The sequence below is a fragment of the Proteus vulgaris genome (assembly GCF_016239305.1).
GTDB lineage: Bacteria > Pseudomonadota > Gammaproteobacteria > Enterobacterales > Enterobacteriaceae > Proteus > Proteus vulgaris_C.
The window spans coordinates 175,595-194,923 of sequence record NZ_JAEHOQ010000006.1 but is presented as its reverse complement, the minus strand read 5'-3'; the positions used below and the strand labels follow the sequence as shown (position 1 = coordinate 194,923).

General features: G+C 33.1%; 13 protein-coding genes. 9 read left to right on the top strand and 4 right to left on the bottom strand.

Annotated elements, in window-relative coordinates; genetic code table 11:
• Window positions 1-13 precede the first annotated feature (13 nt).
• Together JEP40_RS06575 and JEP40_RS06570 are read right to left on the bottom strand one after the other, a co-directional pair.
• The gene (locus tag JEP40_RS06575; protein WP_198622910.1) at window positions 14-1,021 is read right to left on the bottom strand and encodes a transporter; all 1,008 of its coding nucleotides are present in this window, start codon (window positions 1,019-1,021) and stop codon (window positions 14-16) included.
• Window positions 1,022-1,106: 85 nt separating this feature from the next.
• Window positions 1,107-2,486 carry a glucoamylase family protein gene (locus JEP40_RS06570; RefSeq protein ID WP_198622909.1) on the bottom strand — a complete coding sequence of 460 codons (1,380 nt, stop codon included), beginning with the start codon at window positions 2,484-2,486 and terminating at the stop codon, window positions 1,107-1,109.
• A gap of 316 nt (window positions 2,487-2,802) precedes the next feature.
• Here JEP40_RS06570 and JEP40_RS06565 point away from each other — a divergent pair, with 316 nt between their 5' ends.
• The 9 genes from JEP40_RS06565 to JEP40_RS06525 all read left to right on the top strand — a co-directional run bounded on the left by JEP40_RS06565 (window position 2,803) and on the right by JEP40_RS06525 (window position 15,516).
• Window positions 2,803-3,918 carry an ABC transporter ATP-binding protein gene (locus tag JEP40_RS06565; protein WP_198622908.1) on the top strand — a complete coding sequence of 372 codons (1,116 nt, stop codon included), beginning with the start codon at window positions 2,803-2,805 and terminating at the stop codon, window positions 3,916-3,918.
• A gap of 19 nt (window positions 3,919-3,937) precedes the next feature.
• Window positions 3,938-7,300 (top strand): GH36-type glycosyl hydrolase domain-containing protein, encoded by a 3,363-nt coding sequence (locus JEP40_RS06560; RefSeq protein WP_198622907.1) that lies wholly within the window; start codon window positions 3,938-3,940, stop codon window positions 7,298-7,300.
• A gap of 101 nt (window positions 7,301-7,401) precedes the next feature.
• Complete coding sequence (locus tag JEP40_RS06555) at window positions 7,402-8,388, top strand: LacI family DNA-binding transcriptional regulator (protein WP_198622906.1); 987 nt, start codon at window positions 7,402-7,404, stop codon at window positions 8,386-8,388.
• A 30-nt stretch (window positions 8,389-8,418) separates the two neighbouring features.
• Window positions 8,419-9,663, top strand: coding sequence for an extracellular solute-binding protein (locus JEP40_RS06550; protein WP_232799179.1), 1,245 nt, complete (start codon window positions 8,419-8,421; stop codon window positions 9,661-9,663).
• A gap of 93 nt (window positions 9,664-9,756) precedes the next feature.
• Window positions 9,757-10,638 (top strand): carbohydrate ABC transporter permease, encoded by an 882-nt coding sequence (locus JEP40_RS06545; RefSeq protein WP_198622905.1) that lies wholly within the window; start codon window positions 9,757-9,759, stop codon window positions 10,636-10,638.
• Entirely contained in the window at window positions 10,638-11,456 is an 819-nt protein-coding gene (locus JEP40_RS06540; protein WP_198622904.1) for a carbohydrate ABC transporter permease, read from the top strand. Before JEP40_RS06545 ends, JEP40_RS06540 begins: the two co-directional genes overlap by 1 nt.
• Window positions 11,457-11,458: 2 nt before the next feature.
• Window positions 11,459-11,971, top strand: a complete 513-nt coding sequence (locus JEP40_RS06535) for a hypothetical protein (RefSeq protein WP_232799178.1) — start codon at window positions 11,459-11,461, stop codon at window positions 11,969-11,971.
• 34 nt (window positions 11,972-12,005) lie between these two features.
• Entirely contained in the window at window positions 12,006-14,168 is a 2,163-nt protein-coding gene (locus tag JEP40_RS06530; protein ID WP_198622903.1) for a glycoside hydrolase family 3 N-terminal domain-containing protein, read from the top strand.
• Between the two features lie 610 nt (window positions 14,169-14,778).
• Window positions 14,779-15,516: an ankyrin repeat domain-containing protein gene (locus JEP40_RS06525; RefSeq protein WP_198622902.1), complete on the top strand. Its 738-nt coding sequence runs from the start codon at window positions 14,779-14,781 to the stop codon at window positions 15,514-15,516.
• A 149-nt stretch (window positions 15,517-15,665) separates the two neighbouring features.
• Here JEP40_RS06525 and JEP40_RS06520 read toward each other — a convergent pair whose 3' ends face one another.
• Together JEP40_RS06520 and JEP40_RS06515 are read right to left on the bottom strand one after the other, a co-directional pair.
• On the bottom strand, window positions 15,666-15,959 hold the full coding sequence (locus JEP40_RS06520) for a helix-turn-helix domain-containing protein (RefSeq protein WP_198622901.1): 294 nt from the start codon (window positions 15,957-15,959) through the stop codon (window positions 15,666-15,668).
• Between the two features lie 976 nt (window positions 15,960-16,935).
• Window positions 16,936-18,351: an NAD(P)/FAD-dependent oxidoreductase gene (locus JEP40_RS06515; protein WP_075674162.1), complete on the bottom strand. Its 1,416-nt coding sequence runs from the start codon at window positions 18,349-18,351 to the stop codon at window positions 16,936-16,938.
• Window positions 18,352-19,329 lie beyond the last annotated feature (978 nt).

The following is a 19,329-nucleotide window of genomic DNA, read 5'->3' as shown; positions in this document are numbered from 1 at the left end:
TATTTTTACTTCATTAGAAATTAATAACGAAGCCAACCTTAGCGAAAATATCTTCTTTATCTCCCCAAGACCATTCGTTTCCTTTATGTGCTTTTTGATCTTTAAATTGCAAATCAGCTAATAAAGAGAATGTTTGGTTAAATGGAATTTCGGTATACAGTGCATAGTTATTGTAGTTATAACCACTACCATCATGAGTACGAATACTGCCAATTTCCCAACGTAATTCAAGGTAAGTATTGTTAGCAAATCGATATTGTACTAATGGACGAACAGCAGATTCACGCCATCTAAAATCATTATCTTCTGCGTGATAATAAACTTTAGCTCCCATATTAAAATTATCGGTTAAACGATAAAGATATAAAGGTTCTGTTTCGATATAAGCACCACGATCTGCTCGATCAATCCAGCCTATTTCTGTATTTAGATGCAAGAAGTTACGACCAAAACCTAGATTAATTTCAGGACGGATGTGATACATCTGTTTTTCAGCAGAATCTTTGGCATCACCAATATGTTCATAACCTAGCTCTACACCATAACTGAAATTTTCATTAACCCAATTTATATATTTAGGTAAAAGTTGAATTTCAGTAAACGTATCACGACGAATACGATTGCCTCCTGAACCAACATATTTATTATTATCAGCAGTATCATAAATCGTTGTTTCACGAATAACGTAACCCATACTTAATTTATCAGTAATTCGAGTAGAGCCATCAGCAATAACAAAAGTACTTAATAATTGTCCAGGGTGTTTTGAGAATTTAATATTCTCATATTCATATCCTGTAAATACACGAGTTCTTTTTGGCGCTGAATTTTGGCGTGTTGCATCATCATCAACAAATATAATATCGCCAAAACTACGAGAAACACCAAATAAGTCTAAGTTTGAATTTCGAATACTCGTTGTATTTTCTTGATTATTGAGGATCGGTTTTTCTATTTGCTGTTCTGCCAATGCTGTATTTGATGCCATCAGCAGCGCAACAGGAATAATGATCTTTTTCATGCTCTGGTAATCCTTGTCAATTCATAACTAACTCCCCCTAATTATTCTTATAATAAGACAGAATTAAGGGAAGTTATGGCGTGTTTTACTGCATGGAAGAACTGTTAATGATATTTATATTTTTATAATTATTTGGTACAAAGCCTTGATATAACGTTTCTAAATCTTTGAGATGTCCCTGACTTTCTAAATACGTCTTAACATCATCATTAATTTCTTTGGACATAATCGCAGCAACAAACATACCAACATCCAGTGATAAGATGTTTTGAGTCATATTGCCTTTATTATCAACAGCGTCATACCATCCATATGGGGATTGAATATTAGGATAAACTTGTTTGAGTTTTTTCAGTGCGCTAATTGCACCTTCAGGATCGACAATATAAGACAGCGCAATAGCATGAGGTGTACCAGTATTACCATCCTCAATGACATTATTAAAACGAACTTTACTTTCTGAAAGTGCCGGAACACCAAAAGAGTGGTAACCATTATCAATTCGGGCTGATGAAGAAACCATTGGAATACCGTGTTTAGCCGCGTAGATCTTTTGAATTAATGTATGATCTTCAACAATCTTATAATCTGGCATGAGTTCTTTTTCATTTAACCAAATTTGAGGCATCATCATTTGGAAATAGGCGCCATCCCACGTTAATAATGGATTATATATTTTATCGTTAATTTTATAATGCTGAGTATAGAGTTCCATTTTATGGAATGCACTTTCAGGAATAGCATTAGCACCTAGATCTTTGGTGTCTAAAATAGCCCAAATAACAGCCGCACGACTTTCATTTCCTTTTCTGTCAAGATGATAACCTAGAAATGCATTATTCTTTGTTGACCAACCCGACGACATTAATCCTTTATTTTCATCATATAACGCAACCCAACCTTCTCTTTGCCCATCAAGAATAGCTTGAATACGTTTTACAATTTCTTGTTTATCTGGATCTGGCGAGTTCATGAAAGCCCCAGCCACTGCCATCAACGCAAAAGAAAAGTTACCATTATCTACTGCAGGCACAATTTCATCTGGATTTTTAACTAATTTATTATCACGAATATCATAAGGCCAATAAAACAAACCTTTCCATTTAGGTGCTTGTTCCATGGTGGTCAATGTCTCTTTGATTCGCTCTATCGCATCTTTATTCCCAGCTTTAGCTGACTGAGTTAACACATTGAGATATAAGCCAATCTCTGTCGTATTCGTATAATATCCAGGAACGACAGTATTACCTTCAATTCTTATGGTGTCATAAGGGACTTTGACATATTTATCAACACCAACCCCATCGCGAAAAAAATTAAGATTATTTTGAAATTCTTCTTCAAAACCCGCCGGGTATAAATGTTCAGCAACTTTGATTTCATTAATAACAACATTATTGGCTAAAGATTGCGTGCTAAAAGCCAGCAATAGGGAAGCGAGAAGCATCGAACCATTCTTAGTCATATCATTTTGCCTTCTAAGCGAAACTCATTATCAAATCGTAGAAACGTTTCTATAATCATCTCACCAATGACGCTTGGTCAAGTCAATTTGTCATCATTTATTTAAAATGTGACGAGTAGTGTATTTTTATATATATTTCAGCTCTCAAAATTAATAAATAAAAAAATAATTCATTATATTCAATCTATTATACAAAAACATCACTCTTAACGTGATGAAGATCTCGAATTAAATCGATCAAATAAATTACAGTTGACAGGATTTATTAAGTATTCATAATCTATAGAAACGTTTCAATGAAATGCGGAGTGTAGTGATGGCAGGCGTCACATTAACCAACGTCAATAAAATCTATCCAAATGGTACGCATGTACTTCATGATATTAATTTGGATATCAAAGACGGTGAATTTATGGTCATCGTTGGCCCATCTGGTTGTGCAAAATCCACCATGCTAAGAATGATCGCAGGGCTTGAAGCAATATCATCTGGAGAGCTGCGTATTGCTGATAGTATCTGTAATGATATGCCCCCTAAAGATCGGGGGATTGCAATGGTTTTTCAAAACTACGCACTCTACCCGCACATGACTGCTTATGAAAATATGTCTTTTGGTCTACGTGTTTCTAAAAAATCAAAAGAAGAAATCACTAAACGAGTTTCTGAAGCGGCGGAACTACTTGAAATAACAGAACTTTTAAAAAGAAAACCTAAAGAAATGTCTGGCGGTCAGTGTCAGCGAGTCGCATTAGGCCGAGCCATGGTAAGAAAACCTGCAGTATTTCTTTTTGACGAGCCACTCTCAAACCTTGATGCCAAGCTCAGAGTGTCTATGCGATTACGAATAAGTAAATTGCATCAACAACTCCGTGAAGCCGGCAAACCTGCAACAATGATTTATGTTACCCATGATCAAATAGAAGCCATGACAATGGGAGAACGTGTTTGCATTTTACGTAAAGGTCGTATTATGCAAGTTGATCATCCTTTAAACGTTTATCACCATCCCAAAAATAAATTTGTTGCTGAATTCATTGGTTCTCCACCAATGAATATTATATCAGGACAGGTTATTCAACATCATAATCAACTCGCCATTCAATGTGATGGAAATATCTTCGTTTTACCTATAGAGAAACAAGAAAAAGCAAAAGCCTATCTCAATAAAGAGATCTATTTAGGAATTAGGCCTGAAGATATTAAAGTCATTGATAAAATTGAAAATAATTGTTTATCAACTTCAATTCTTCGTGTTGATGCTATGGGTTCAGATGAGTTTATTTATTTTCACCTGGCAAATAATGAAGTGATTTGTAAACGTCCTAATCCAGAAATAGAAATAGATAAATCAAAAAACTGTAGCTTCCATTTTAATATGGATAAATGCCATCTCTTCGATAAAGAGAACGAACAGAATATTTTTTACACTTAGTATTATCAGGATGAGTAACATGACAATTAAGCCAGTTAATAATGTGGTCTATAGTAAAAAAAACGCACTGCTCACATTTAATTTTATGCCAGGCCAAATGCTTAAAAATATTATGGCGGGTAATATTATGCTCAACCTCTTTGAGACACCCAGATTAGATACCGCAATTAGCAATATCTATCTTCGTGAGTTGAGCGATAATCATATTATTTCTACTACGCCACTTTTAACGAGTCATGCTAAAACTCAATTAAGTAAAGATACACAAGACAATATAACTTGGCATATTGAAACTGAGAAATTTATTGCTTCGGTTACACTCTCTTTATCCCAAGATCCCGAAAATATTTATTATTACTCTGTTAATGTAAAAAATATCAGTAATAACGCCCTTACATTCGATCTAATTTATGGGCAAGATCTTTCTTTATCCGATAGTGGTGCAACAAAAACAAATGAGTCATATTGTAGCCAATATCTTGATCATAAAATATTTAATGTAGAACATTATGGATATATTACGTCTTCACGCCAAAACTTACCTCAAAGTAGTGGTAATCCGTTACTACAATTAGGGAGTTTTTCTCCCGTTGTTGCTTATTCAACTGATGGTTATCAGTTTTTTGGTAAGCAATCTAAATTTACGCATCAGCCAATCATAACAAAAGAGCTTACATTAGCGAATGAGAACTATCAGTATGAAATGGCCTTTATTGCCTTACAATTAAAACCCCTAGAGCTAGCCCCTCAAGAAGGTGCTGACCAAGTATTCTATGGCTATTATGTTGCTAATCAACCTGAAGCAAATATTGAACAACCTATTAGTATAAAAAAAATCACAGAAAGCTATTACAAACCTGAAATTAATAGTTCAACAAAACGTAGTGAAAAAACGGACGTTATATTTAATGTTCAACCATTATCAGGCGATAAACTTACCTCTCAAGAACTCGATATTTTATTTCCTGGGGAAAAAAGCTTTGAGGAAAAGGAACAGGGTGAATTACTCTCATTCTTCCAAAAAGAGGGACGCCATTACATTACCCTCGCTGATAAAGAACATTATCAAGAGCGAGCAACAGGACATATAATTTCATCAGGTAATAATCTTAATTTTAAAAATTCAATTATGAATTCAACTCACTATATTTATGGTGTTTTTAATTCACATCTGACACTAGGGAACACTTCATTTAATAAATTGCTTGGTACTAATCGTAATTTTTTAAATTTCTTTAAAAGTAGTGGTCAACGTATTCAAGTTAAATTGAATAATCAGTACCATTTACTTGCTATGCCTTCTGCCTATGAGGTTGGGTTTAACTTTTCCCGTTGGGTTTATAAATTATCAGAAGGGATGATTGAGATCCTCGCTTTCGCTAGCCATGATGAACCTATTATCCAACTTGATATTAAACTTCACAACTTTGCTCAAGCCGTAGATGTTATTGTGAGTCACCCGCTTGTTATGGGAAATCAAGAAGAAGAATCTATTATTCAGGTTTCCGCACCAAGTGAAGACAATAATATACTCATTACAAGTGCAAATAATCCTAATGCTCCCCTCTTTAGCTTGAGTTATAGCCCAGAGTTTACGGATATTGAACACTATATTGATGTTGAAACAAATTCTGTTCAATATCTTATGCTTAAAGGTCAAATTCGCCACCAAGCTAGCCTTGTCTTTGGCGGTAAAAATAATCAAGTTAACACATTAGGTAAGTGGTTATCGTTTGCAACAGAAGTCGTCAATTACGAAAATCAGCAAGATGCGCTATTAAACCATTTCTCTATTGAGTTTTCACAAAAACCAAGAGATGCGCAGAAGTTAAATCATACTCTACATTGGTTTACACATAATGCATTGGTCCATTACAGTTCGCCACATGGGCTTGAACAACCATCAGGCGCAGCTTGGGGAACTCGAGATGTATCACAAGGCCCTATTGAATTCTTTATGTCATTAGGTCGCTATCAACATGTTGAGCATATTTTATGTGAGATGTATAGCCACCAATATTTAGAAACAGGTAATTGGCCTCAATGGTTTATGTTTGATAATTATGCACATATTCAACAACAAGAATCTCACGGTGACGTCGTTATTTGGCCATTAAAAGCATTAGCTGATTATCTATTAGCCACAAATAATACCGATATCCTGAATACAGAATTACCTTATACTAGCATCGACAATAAATTTACGTTTACAACCCAAAAAGAGACATTGCTACAGCATATTTACCGCCAACTTGAATATGTTATTGAGCATTTAGTACCAGGAACTCACCTGTCTAGTTATGGTGATGGTGATTGGGATGATACCCTCCAACCAGCAAATAACTCATTACGTAAAAATATGGTGAGTGGTTGGACGATCCCGCTGACATTGCAAACATTTAAATTAATAATGAAAGCGCTCGCGAATCACCCTTCATTTGCAGATTTACTCAAAAAAATTAATGACCTCTTTATTGAGATGGAAGCGGATTATCATAAATACCTAATTAAAGATGGTGTTATTAGTGGCTTTATTCATTTTAATAAAAATGATGTGGAATATTTATTACATCCTTCTGATGTTAAAACAAATATTAAATACCGCTTATTACCGGCTAATCGTTCAATTATTTCTGAATCATTTGATAAGGAAATGGCACAGAAACATATAAAAATTATCCTTGATAATTTACTTTATCCTGATGGTGTTCGCCTTATGGATAAAACAGCACAATATAAAGCAGGACGCCAAAGTTATTTTAAACGTGCAGAACTGGCTGCAAATCTAGGCCGTGAAGTTGGATTACAATATTGTCATGCTCATATCCGTTTTATCGAAGCACTTTGTAAGATGGGAATGGCAAAAGAGCTATTTGAAAATCTCTTTAAAATTTCACCTATTGGTATCAAAGAAAGCGTGCCAAATGCTGAACTACGACAAGCAAATAGCTATTTTTCTAGTTCTGATGCAAAATTTAACGACCGTTACCAAGCCTATGATAATTTTGAGCAATTAAAAACAGGAAAAGTTGCCACAAAAGGCGGTTGGCGCATCTATTCCAGTGGTCCTGGGATTTATATTAACCAAATTATCTCTAATGTTTTAGGCCTTCGTTATGAATTTGGTGATTTACTGCTAGATCCCGTTATTAGTAAAGAATTTGGTGATACTAGCTTTAATTTCCAACTTTATGGAAAACCGGTTGTGATTAATATTTATCCTAACGAGGGTGAATACACACCTAAACGCGTCATACTTAATCAACAAATAGTAGACTTTACATTACAAAATAACCCTTATCGTACAGGTGGCGTTTTAATCAAGAATTCAGATGTTATGGCTTATTTATTGGATAACAACACACTTGATATTTATCTATAAATATCAAAGTAAAGCTTAGGATCTGGCTCTTGCTACTCATCGCAAGAGCCGACTAAGTGGTATATTCACGTATTGTGTGTTTATTTTTTTGAGGGATGAAGATGAGTGTTACCATAAAAGATGTAGCTAAAAAAGCAAATGTTTCAATCTCTACAGTATCTTACGCTATAAATGGTAGCCCAAAGATTACTGAAAAAACACGCCAATATGTACTGAAAATAGCAAAAGAGATGAATTACATTGCCAATAGCAATGCCAAAATGCTTAAAACTAAACGTAGTGGTGCTATAGGTCTCTTTTTTAACTCTTGGTTTGGGCCTATCTACAGTGAGTTAGTCCGTGGTATTCAAGAGCAAACACACAGTGAACAATATGATTTAGTCGCATGTAGCCTTTATGGTGGTGAACAATCAACCGCTCATAAGTATTTACGTGAACGTATTGTTGATGGTGCCATTATTTTATCTAGTTCATTTGACAATGAATTTATAAAATCTATCGCATCTGAAAATTTGCCCGTAGTTGTATTAGATAGAGAATTAAAAAGTCCCCATATTTATAGTGTATTGATTGATAATTTTGGTGGTGCTTTCAAAGCTGTTAACGCATTAGTAAAGGCGGGAGCGACCGAGATTACCTTTTTTAGTGGCCCTGAAGGTTCTTATGATAATCAAAAACGTTTAGACGGTTTTATTGCTGCACTAGGTTATAACCGCATACCTTTAAATCCAGGCCTTATTATTCATTCAAATTTTACCGAAGCTGATGCTTACCAAAAAATGAATGCATTAATTGAGACAGGTAACATGCCTTCTGCCATATTTTCTGCTAATGATGAAATGGCAATCGGTATTTTAAGAGCAGCGAAAGAACATAACATTCAAATTCCTGATCAATTAAAAATTGTAGGTTTTGATAATATTTATGCATCAAATATTTTAACGCCTGCACTAACAACAATAGATCATCATAAATATGAAATGGGTGTTCTCTCAGCAAAGATTTTATTAAAAGCAATTAGAGAAGAAAGTAATATTGATGAAGTCACTTTTCTTCCTACAGAATTAATAGAGCGTGAAACGCTTTAATTTATTTTAATCTCATCAGGATCACAGTTTATGAAATTAGTTTGTTTAATTACGGCTGCTCTATTCTCCTTTTCAACGGTTGCAGCAGAAAGATTAGAAATTATGGTTCCAAGTGGGAATTATGTTTCTTTTATTCGTAATACTGTTGTTCCTGAATTTAAAAAACAACATCCTAATGTTGAGCTTGTTGTCTCTAATGATGAACAACTTGATACACGAATGGCTGCGGGTGATAATCCCAATATCTATATTGGTGTTTATGGTTATCAACCTGCTCATTTAGCCAAATTAGGAAAACTTGCTTATTTAGATAAATTTGATGGTTTCAGTGAATTAATAAACCGTATTGACAATCATTTTTTACACCAAAATTTTGGCCGCACTTATTATATTCCTTGGAATGCGACCACTCAGATGATGATTTATAATAAAGCACTCTTTATTGAAGCGGGATTAGATCCAAACGCTCCACCCGAAACGTGGGATGAATTTCTAATTGCAGCAGAGAAAATTTCTTCTCTTCCTACCAGAAAAGACGGTAATAAGGTTTATGGTACCGTCTTTTGGAATGATGTATTGTCATTTGGTAGCTGGTACTGGAACCTACTTGCACCTATTTATTACAACGTCAATCAGGGTAATTTTCAGTTACTCAATAAATATGGTACTGATGTTATTTTTGATAAACCTGAAGCACGTATGACTGAATTTATTTCCTTGATGCAACGAGCACAAAAATATGCGCCGCCAACGATGGAAAAAAGCTTTTTTTCTCGAAACATTGGTATGTGGTTACAGTTTGGTTTTGGATGGAAAGCGTCATTAACTACAGCGGCAGGAACCCCCATGGTGATTGGTGATGATGTAGGTATTGCTCCTATTCCCGCTATGAAAAAAGGAGATATTCATTATTCAATCCTGGATGGTAGAGCGATTATGGTTTTTAAAAACACATCAGAGAAAGAGAATTTAAGCTGGGATTTAATTAATTTATTGATGCGTGATGATATTAATTTAAAAGCCAATATTGAATTAGGTCAGTTACCAACATTAAAAGCATTAAAAGATCATGATTATTTTCAAAGTGATGAAGTAAAACCCTTTGTTAAACAACTTGACCATGCATTATTAAGTGAACCTCATGCTAAAGTTACTGATATTGCAGAAATTTTCTTATCAAACTATGCAAGAGTTGTATTAAAAAATGAATTAACACCGGAACAAGCTGTTAATCAATCAGCCAAAGCTGCACGTGAAATATTAAACGACAAATAGAGTATTCTATTTTTATCAAAATAAAAATTTAAACTATTACGATAATTTAAATAATACAATACTAATAACTTAGTGTTTTTCTAAGGAATCGACATGAAAAACAAGAATATTTTAGTGGGATATCTATTCCTATTTCCCTGGATAATCTATTTTGTTGTCTTTATTTTATATCCATTTTTCTTATCTTTTCAAAATAGCTTTCTTGATATTAATGTATTAACACCAGAAAATACTCAATTTGTAGGAATAAAAAACTGGGTAGAGGTTTCAACCGATGGCCTGTTTTGGAAATCAATATTCAATGTTATTTTCAACCAAGTTATTTTTGTTTTTCTCACTTTTGTTGTCGCAATGGGAATGGCACTACTTCTTCATGAAGTTACTCATTTCGGTGGTGTTTTTAGAACAATTATGTTTATTCCTGTTATTACATCTATCACAGTAGCAATGATAATTTTTAATTTTATTTCAAGTCCAACTGGGCCAATTCAAAGCCTCATGCTTGATTGGAATATTATTAGTGCGCCTGTCTTTTGGAAATTTGATGAATGGCTTCCAATGCCAATGATTGCTGTTTTTAGCACATGGAAATGGTTTGGTATTCAAATGATTATTTTTCTTGGTGGTATCGCTAGTATTAATCGTTCTCTTTATGAGGCAGCAGATATTGATGGGGCATCATGGTTAAGAAAAGTGTGGAGTATTACGTTACCTTTATTAAAACCCCAAATTATTTTTGTGATGACCATTAATATTATTAACGGTATGCAGATGTTTGTCGAAGTTTTAATGAATTTTGACTTATCTGGTGGGCCTTATAATTCCGCCTTAACACCTGTACTGTATTTATATAAAACAGGATTCTCTGATGTAAAAATGGGAATGGCATCAACAATAGGATTATTACTAGCAACAATTATCTATATTTTCACCATGTTGCAATTAAAACTAACTCAAGATAAGGAACATAGATAATGCGTTTTAGTAAAAGAAATCTTATTATTTATAGCTTACTTATCATGGCAAGCTTAGTTGTTCTCTATCCATTTTTCTTTATGATTATGAACTCATTTAAATCAGGAAGTGAGATAATTAATACTCCAAATGCCTTACCCAGTCAGTTCTCTTTTGAGGGTTATATTGAAGCATTTAGAAGTTTAAATTTAGGGCGCATCTTTTTTAATACGTTGTTTATCTCTCTGACTGTGACGGTATCTAATACACTTCTTTCATCAATGGTTGCTTACGCCATTATTAAAATGGATTTACCTGGAAAAGAATTCTGGCTAAAGTTAATTCTCACCTCAATGATGGTGCCTGCAATTCTGTTTACCATTCCAACGTATATGATGTTGTATTCTTGGGATTGGATTAATACATTTCAAGCACTTATCGTTCCGGGAATGATCAGTGCCTATAATATCTTTTTATTAGTTCAATTCTTAAAGCAAGTTGATAATGCCTATATTGAAGCTGCACGTATCGATGGTGCGGGCGAAATAACCATCTTTTTTAAAATAGTATTACCGATGATCCGCCCTGCTCTCGCCACTGTCGCTATTTTAACCTTTATGGGAGCCTGGAATGATTTTATGGGACCTCTGCTTTATGTCCGTGATGATTCATTAATGACACTTCAACTTGCACTCTTTAAATTTGTAAATGATGTTCCGACTGAAAATCTTGAACAACTGTGGGCAATGACAACCATGATTGCTATTCCCGTTGTTTTCATTTTTTTCTTTCTACAACGTAATTTCATTAAAGCCTTTACTGGTATTGGAGTTAAATAATTATGAGTGGAAGAAATAGCATTATCATATTAATCGCGCTTATTTTTATTGCCTATTTTACCGGTTGGTACAGTGTTTATCAAAAATCTAAACTTTATTATCATTTTGCTGAGCAACAATATGAGAAAGGTAACTATATTTTAGCATTGAAAGGCATTAATAAAATTGAGCTTTACCCTGAAGATGATTATTTTGGTGGTTATCAAAATGTCATTGAAGCATGGAAAAATGGATTAATCGTTTTTTATCCTGATTTTTATTACCAAGCACTAGAACGAAGCCAATCAATATTGCAAAAATCAAGTGATAAAGAACTAAAGGATTTTATTTATACCTATATTGAAATTGATATTCGTTATATTCCAGAAGCTGCAACATGTTTATTATCTCGCTATAAAAAAGATAATAATAAAGAAGGCGAACATGAAATGACTCAATTTTTAAATGACGCATTCCCAGCTTATAAATGGCAAGCATCACCATTATTAATAAACGGTTGCCAAATAACTGAATAGTTTATATTCACTTAACCATAAAATGGAAAAAACGATGAATAACATTTATCGAGACCGAACACAGCCAATTTCTGTTCGTATTATTAATTTATTAAACCAAATGTCATTAGTGGAAAAAGTTGGTCAACTTTGCATGAATCCAATGCTAGAGTTTACACAACACAAAGATAAATATAATGACCTTATTCGTCAAGGGCGATGCGGTTCACGTATATTAGCAGACACGGCATGGGCAGGTAACGCACCCGCTGAAATTATAAATCCAATAGAATTAAATCAAATTCAGCGAATTGCAATCGAAGAAAGCCGCTTAGGTATTCCTATCATTTTTGCCCGTGATGTTATTTATGGGCAGGCAACGGTGTTGCCCATTCCTTTAGCTCAAGCCGCATCATGGGATCCTCTTTGTGTCTCTGAAGCTTATCGTTATATTGCTCGTGAAGCATCATCTCTTGGCATCCACTGGACGTTTGCTCCGATGCTTGATATTGCTCGTGATCCACGTTGGGGGCGTGTTATTGAGACATTTGGTGAAGATCCTTATTTAACCAGTCAATTTGCAAAAGCGGTGGTAACGGGGTTTCAAGGAACCGATCTTAGTCAACCAGATTCACTATTAGCATGTGCCAAGCATTTCGTTGGTTATGGGGCTGTTGAAGGCGGACGTGATTACGATACAACTGAGCTTTCTCAAAATACCCTGCATAATGTACATTTACCCCCTTTTGAAGCAGCAATTGAAGCTGGCGTAGGTTCTGTAATGACAGGTTTTTGTGATCTGGGTGGTACGCCTGTCAGTGCATCAACTCCGCTTATTCGTCATTGGTTAAAATCACAACAAAACTTTAATGGATTAGTTGTAAGTGATTGGGGGTCAATTTCTGATTTAGCCTATTTTGGTATTGCTACTGATGCAACTGATGCCGCTAAACAAGCCATTATTGCGGGTATTGATATGGCAATGACAAATGAAGCCTACGAAGGTCATCTTGAAAAATTAATTGAAGATAAAGAGATCGATATTTCATTAATTAATGATGCCGTTTATCGTGTTTTATATTCAAAATTTAGTTGTGGATTATTCGAAAACCCTTATGTAGATGAAAATAAACATTTGACTACATTGCGGCATCCTGAACACGTTAAAAAAGCACAAGTTTTGGCTGAAAAATGTATAGTGATGCTTAAAAATAAACATAATATATTGCCTCTAAATTCAACCCATAAACACACTATTGCGGTTATTGGTCCACATGCCCATTCTCAACGTCAGCAGTTAGGATCGTGGTGTTTAGATGGAAATCCAAATGATGTCATTTCTATTTATCAAGGCATAAAAAGTATCGAAAATAACTGCAATGTGATAACAGACAATAGCGAATTTAGTGATGAGATGATCGAATGTGCTCACCGTGCCGATATTGTTGTTCTTTGTGTGGGTGAAAGCCATCGGCGTACTGGAGAGGCTCGTAATATTGCCCAATTACAACTCCCTCCTGGACAAGAAGAACTTATTAACGCTGTAGGGGAAGTAGGAAAACCACTTATTATTGTGCAATGTACGGGCCGTCCTATTCCATCAAAAGCAATAGAGCAATATGCCGATGCTTTATTAATGAGCTGGCAACTAGGAACAGAAACAGGAAACAGCATTGCAAATATTTTATTTGGTCATACTAATCCTAGTGGCAAACTACCTATTACTGTACCTCGAACAACAGGACAAATTCCAATTTATTATGGTCGAAAGCAGTTAGGTAAAATGCGTGCTTATCAAGAATATCAACCATATAAAGACAGTAGTGATGCGCCTCTTTATCCTTTTGGATTTGGGTTAAGTTATTCACAATTTAGTTATAGTCAACCTCACGTTAAATACGCAGAAGTTACCCAAGATAAACCTCAACAAATTGCGATTACACTATCAAACACGAGTAAAGTTGCAGGTGCAGAGATAGTGCAATGTTATATACGTCAACATGTTGCGTCAACATCACGCCCTTTACGTGAACTAAAAGGTTTTGAGCGCGTATGGCTTGAACCTGGTGAATCAAAAGAAGTAATATTCACACTTACCGCTAAAGAACTATCATTTTTTAATATAAATAAAGTTATGGCTATAGAGCCTTCACTAATTACTGTGTATGTTGGAAGTGATAGCAATACAAATAATAGCGTTGATTTTAAATTAATTTAAATTTCAATATCTCATGGTTGCATACAAGATTTAAATATTATGTTTACAATAAAAAGATCACCGTAATCAACGTGATCTTTTTTATTTATTAAGATCTCACAATACTACTACCTCCAACATCATGTATTATTTAAATATCAAACCAATCCAGCCATTTATCATTGAGAGTAAATTATCTTTCTCATCATAAGATAAGCCCAGTAAAATCTATAGCACATTACTGCTTTGATCAATAATAAACAACTAGCACATATGAAGATAAAAAAAGTAACTTATTGTAACGTTAAATACCCCTGTGAATATACGTATTATTTAATATAGCATCACCTACAAAATTTCAAATATATTCAATAATTATTTTATAATAACAATCATTTAATGATAGTTAAACACCGTTAATTTATTCTTATTACAATAGAAGCAAGTATAACTACATAGTATAAAACATATCTCCTAAAAGAAATATTTTAGGCTTATTCTTACTGCAAATTCATACTAGTGAAATATCATTATTTACATTCTGTTTCAATTATCAACACTAATAAATATTAATTTTTAATAAACTAATTGTAATAAATTTTGTTAATTATTAAGATTGAAAGGTGTTTAAATGAATATGAAAATATTTTTTATTTCATTATTATTGGCTTCCTTTAGTGCACAAGCATTGATTATTAATGAGAATAATCCACCAGAATACCAATCTTTTAAATCAAATTATTCTGATATGATTGAGTTGGCTAATAAATCACGTTTACCGCATCGTATTTTCTATACTTCACCAAGTACAGGTAGAAATGCATTATGGTTTGATGCTGTTAAACACGGTGATTTAAATGAAGTTAAAAAGATGCTTGCCAATGGTCAAGATATTGAAGCAAAAGATACAGGTAGCTTAGATCAAACGGCACTAGGTTGGGCTGCATTTATTGGTGATGAGGAGATGGTTGATTATCTTATTTCTCAAGGTGCTAATTTATGGGCTACCGATAAAGGCGATGTTTATAATGTATTCAAGTCAGCAGTATTAGGAAATAATGTTAATGTAGTAAAAAAAATTCACGCCCTAATGAGAAGTGATATTGAAATTAATAATCAAAGAATAGAAAGTGATGGTGAAACCTTTATTATGATTGCTGCAAGCAATAATCGCATTGATACCGTAAAATATCTTATTTCTAAAGGTGCAGATGTTAATCTTGTTACCACAACACAAGATACATCACTATTTTCTTATAATCATAGTGCGTTGAGCTATGCTTGCCAAAATAATCTTAAAGATATGCAGAGACTACTGATTAAAAACGGTGCTATAAATCATAGAACAGGTACAACATCCTGCCATTAAATACATAAATGCCATCTCATTATAAGATGGCATTTATGCTATTAGTCATTATATTTCAAAAGATATCACTTTAATTAAAACAACTAAAAATACAGCTTAATATATTTATCTTAAATAAATATCAATAAAAATCTAATAATACTATTTATTCAAATTACTTTTTTCTTTCTAAATATTACGATCTCACTAGGTTGTGCTATCGATCCTCTATCTTCAAAAATCATAAAATCTGTTTTTTTAGCCTCTAAAATAAGACTTTGAGGTGTAACATCCAGTATAAAAGAAATAGTAATTAATTGATCTACCGTTATTTTCAAATGCCCATCTTCTAATTGAGAATAATGTAATATGCTTATTCCCAATCTTTCAGACATCTCATTCTCTGTTATTTTCAATTGTCTTCTTATCATTTTTATTCTATTTCCAACTTTGGTGTTAATCATCCCGTTGTTCTCCTTCTTTTTTAGATGATCATATCGACAAAACACCGAATTACAGTTTAAAAACGAACAAATCATAAACTGAAAATACTTAACCATTTGTTATTGAATATTTGTAACAGTACTTAACTCCACTAACTCTGTTAATAAGGTTATTCCGATATTTTAAATTTAAAATAATTTACATTTCTATATGTTATTTTAATCTACATCATATTTAGAGTAACACAATAGTATTAAATATCGAATTTTCAATCAGCGTCTAATTCAATGTATTAGAGGATTTTTATCTATTTTTTTAGAAAAAACTGTTATAAACAAAAAGTACATAGATATAACCAATGAGTTATAAATAACTTGTTTATCATTAACATATAAACAATAATACATTATAAAGATATCTCTAGCTTATTATTTTTGTAACAATTTTACATTATATCAAAAGGTATTATAACTCCATACACTAATAATAAATTTCCTTTAAAATAAGAATTAATATAATTAAATGCTAAATTTAAGTCGTCATCAATCAAAAATAACTTTATCTAATTGTTTTATTTTGAATAATCGATTTAATAGATTCTATCACTACACAGGCAATTAAATATCAGATTCAGAAAGTATTTAACTACAAGTAAACATCAATCTTATTTTTACTACCTACTGTTATTCTTTTTTCTATATTTACACTATTCTTCTCATTTTTATTTTTATCTTTTTTACTTTTTAGATCTTTGTTTTTTATTTAACCGCATAATAATATTAGCAATTATCAATTTTTCTGTCATAACCATAATATTGAATTTATTTGATCTAAAAAATACATTCACGGAAGAAAAATAGACAAATATGTAATAGTAAAAAAACATCTTTTGTCAAAAATGAAGAAAAAAAGTCTACTTATTATAAATAATAATTTTAGTAATGATAAGCATATACAAAAAAGCCCTCAACTTGAGGGCTTTCTAAACTATATGGATTAGAATCTGTAAAGGCTAAATGGTTTTGGATCTAAAACAGGCTTTTTACCAAGTAATAAATCAGCCGTTAATTCTGCAGATACTGGGCTTTCTGTCATGCCCCAACCTGTTGCAGTATTAATCACTAAGCCTGGATACTCTTTAACTTCTGAGATAATTGGATTTTCATCTGGTGCGATAGCCATTGCACCACTCCATTGATCAATCAATTTCGATTCTTTAAAGGCAGGGAATTCTGCTTTTAATTTTTCTAATGAAGCATTTAGCTCAGGTAAATCAGGTAGTGCTGTCATATTTCTAAATTGCTCAAACGGAGAAACTTCATCTAAGTTCCAATGCGTTGATTGCATAAATGAATTGATTAATTGCTCATTTAAAGAAATATGCACAGGGAAATCAGGTAGGGCTAATAATGGCAGATATTTATAGCCATAAGTGAAGGATTCTTTTACTACTGGTGCCACAATAACACGAGGAGAAGTTGCATAAGTACCATCAGCTTGTTCACGGAAGAAAATACCGCCCGGTAAAGCGACGTTACCACCCGGTGCCGTTGGTGAACCACTGATTAACTGTTGAGACTGATATGCAGGCAGTGTTGGAACATCAACATTGAGGTTTTGCATAAATAGGCGTGACCAAACACCACCAGCAACAACAACTTGAGAAGTTTTGATTGCACCTTTCTCAGTTACAACGTCAGAAATCACACCTGCTTGTGTTTCTAAGCCACGAGCCGCACATTGAGTGTAAATTCGAACACCCATTTTTTTTGCGTATTCAGCCATAACGAAGGTTGCAACTTCAGGATCGAAGCTACCAGAATCTTCTTCAAAACCAGCAATTTTCCAATCTGTTGTTGCACCGCGAAGACGTTGATTTAACTCAGCACCTTCAATAATTCTAGTTTTAAATGGAATATCAGAGCCAACATTTTTACTTCTTTCATCAATCCATTTTCTTACATTAACTAAATCTTCTTCATCAAGAGGCACTTCTACACGACCTTGTGTACGATAAGTGGTATCAACACCTACTTTCGCATTCATTTCACGCCAGCGATGTTTACCTAAATGATGTAATAAGAATGTTTCATCAGGCATTTTATAGCTAATGGCTTGGCCGTAGAATCTAGAAGATTGCTCACCTGCGATATTACCTTTCTCTACAATCACAACAGATAAACCTCGTTCTACAAGGTTAATGGCTGTCATAATACCAAGAATACCTGCGCCAATAACAACAACATCAGCTTGTTTTGGTAAAGCACCTTCCGTACCTTCAACAAAACCATGTCTTGGTGTACCCGGAACAAAGCGCCCTTCGCGAGTTAACATTGGTGTTAAAATCCCCGCACCAGCCGCTACAGCCACGACTGTTCCACCAATGATAAATTTTCTTCTAGATATCGCCATTTTACTCGTTCCTTTTACTCAATGAATTATTAGCATTAAAACAATAACGATATCTTATTTCATTTGTAAACTATTAGTAAAGTATTTGTAAACTCTTTCGTCTGTTTTTTTCTTAAAAATCCGTACTATTTAATTTACTTATATAAAGAAGGGGATTGATTATCATTTTGTTTTTTATAGATTATTTTAGCATGTTAAGTAAAATGAAAGCCTATCCAACCAGTTACTTTCTTGGTATTTTTATCAAAATATAAAATTTTCCACTATGAAGCTCCACAACCCACTTGTTAAATATTGCGTTATTACACATTCAAATTAAAAATAAATAAGTTGTATTAAATAAATTGATTAACAAATAATCCACAAAATCACTAATATTTCTAAGACAATAAATTGAGCGTATAAAAAGAAGATAGTGATAAAAAATATAACAATAGACTGGTTATTTGATAGTGTTCCAGAAGAAAATAAGGAAGTAACTGAATAGCATACTTAAGATTATATTTATCTCTTTGTATAACTAAATTTTAAGTGTTTATTTTTATGATAACAAAGGTAGAGCATTTATCTCTCCACCTAACTTGCACTTTTTCTGTGCCTATATTGGCTTTGAAAAATATAAGGGTAACAGTATTAATGTATTAAATACACATAGTAGAAATATATCTGATAATTTGTTACTCACAAATATTTCACCATCATCAGAATACTTCCCTCCTATTTTGAGAATAGATTTTATTATTATTTATTATCACATTAAAGTGCTAATGCATTTATTTTTTCTCATTTTTCCCATTTTGTTTTTTAGAGAATATGTTATTAGAAATAAAATTTAAAAGTAATGATGAAATAAAATAGTTTTTATCATCATCTTTTTTATTGAAGGAAATACTTTCATTCCTTTTAACTTCCTAAATGATCTTCTAGCCACGTTTTTATTAAAGCTATATATATTTAAATATATCTTACCCATTTTTC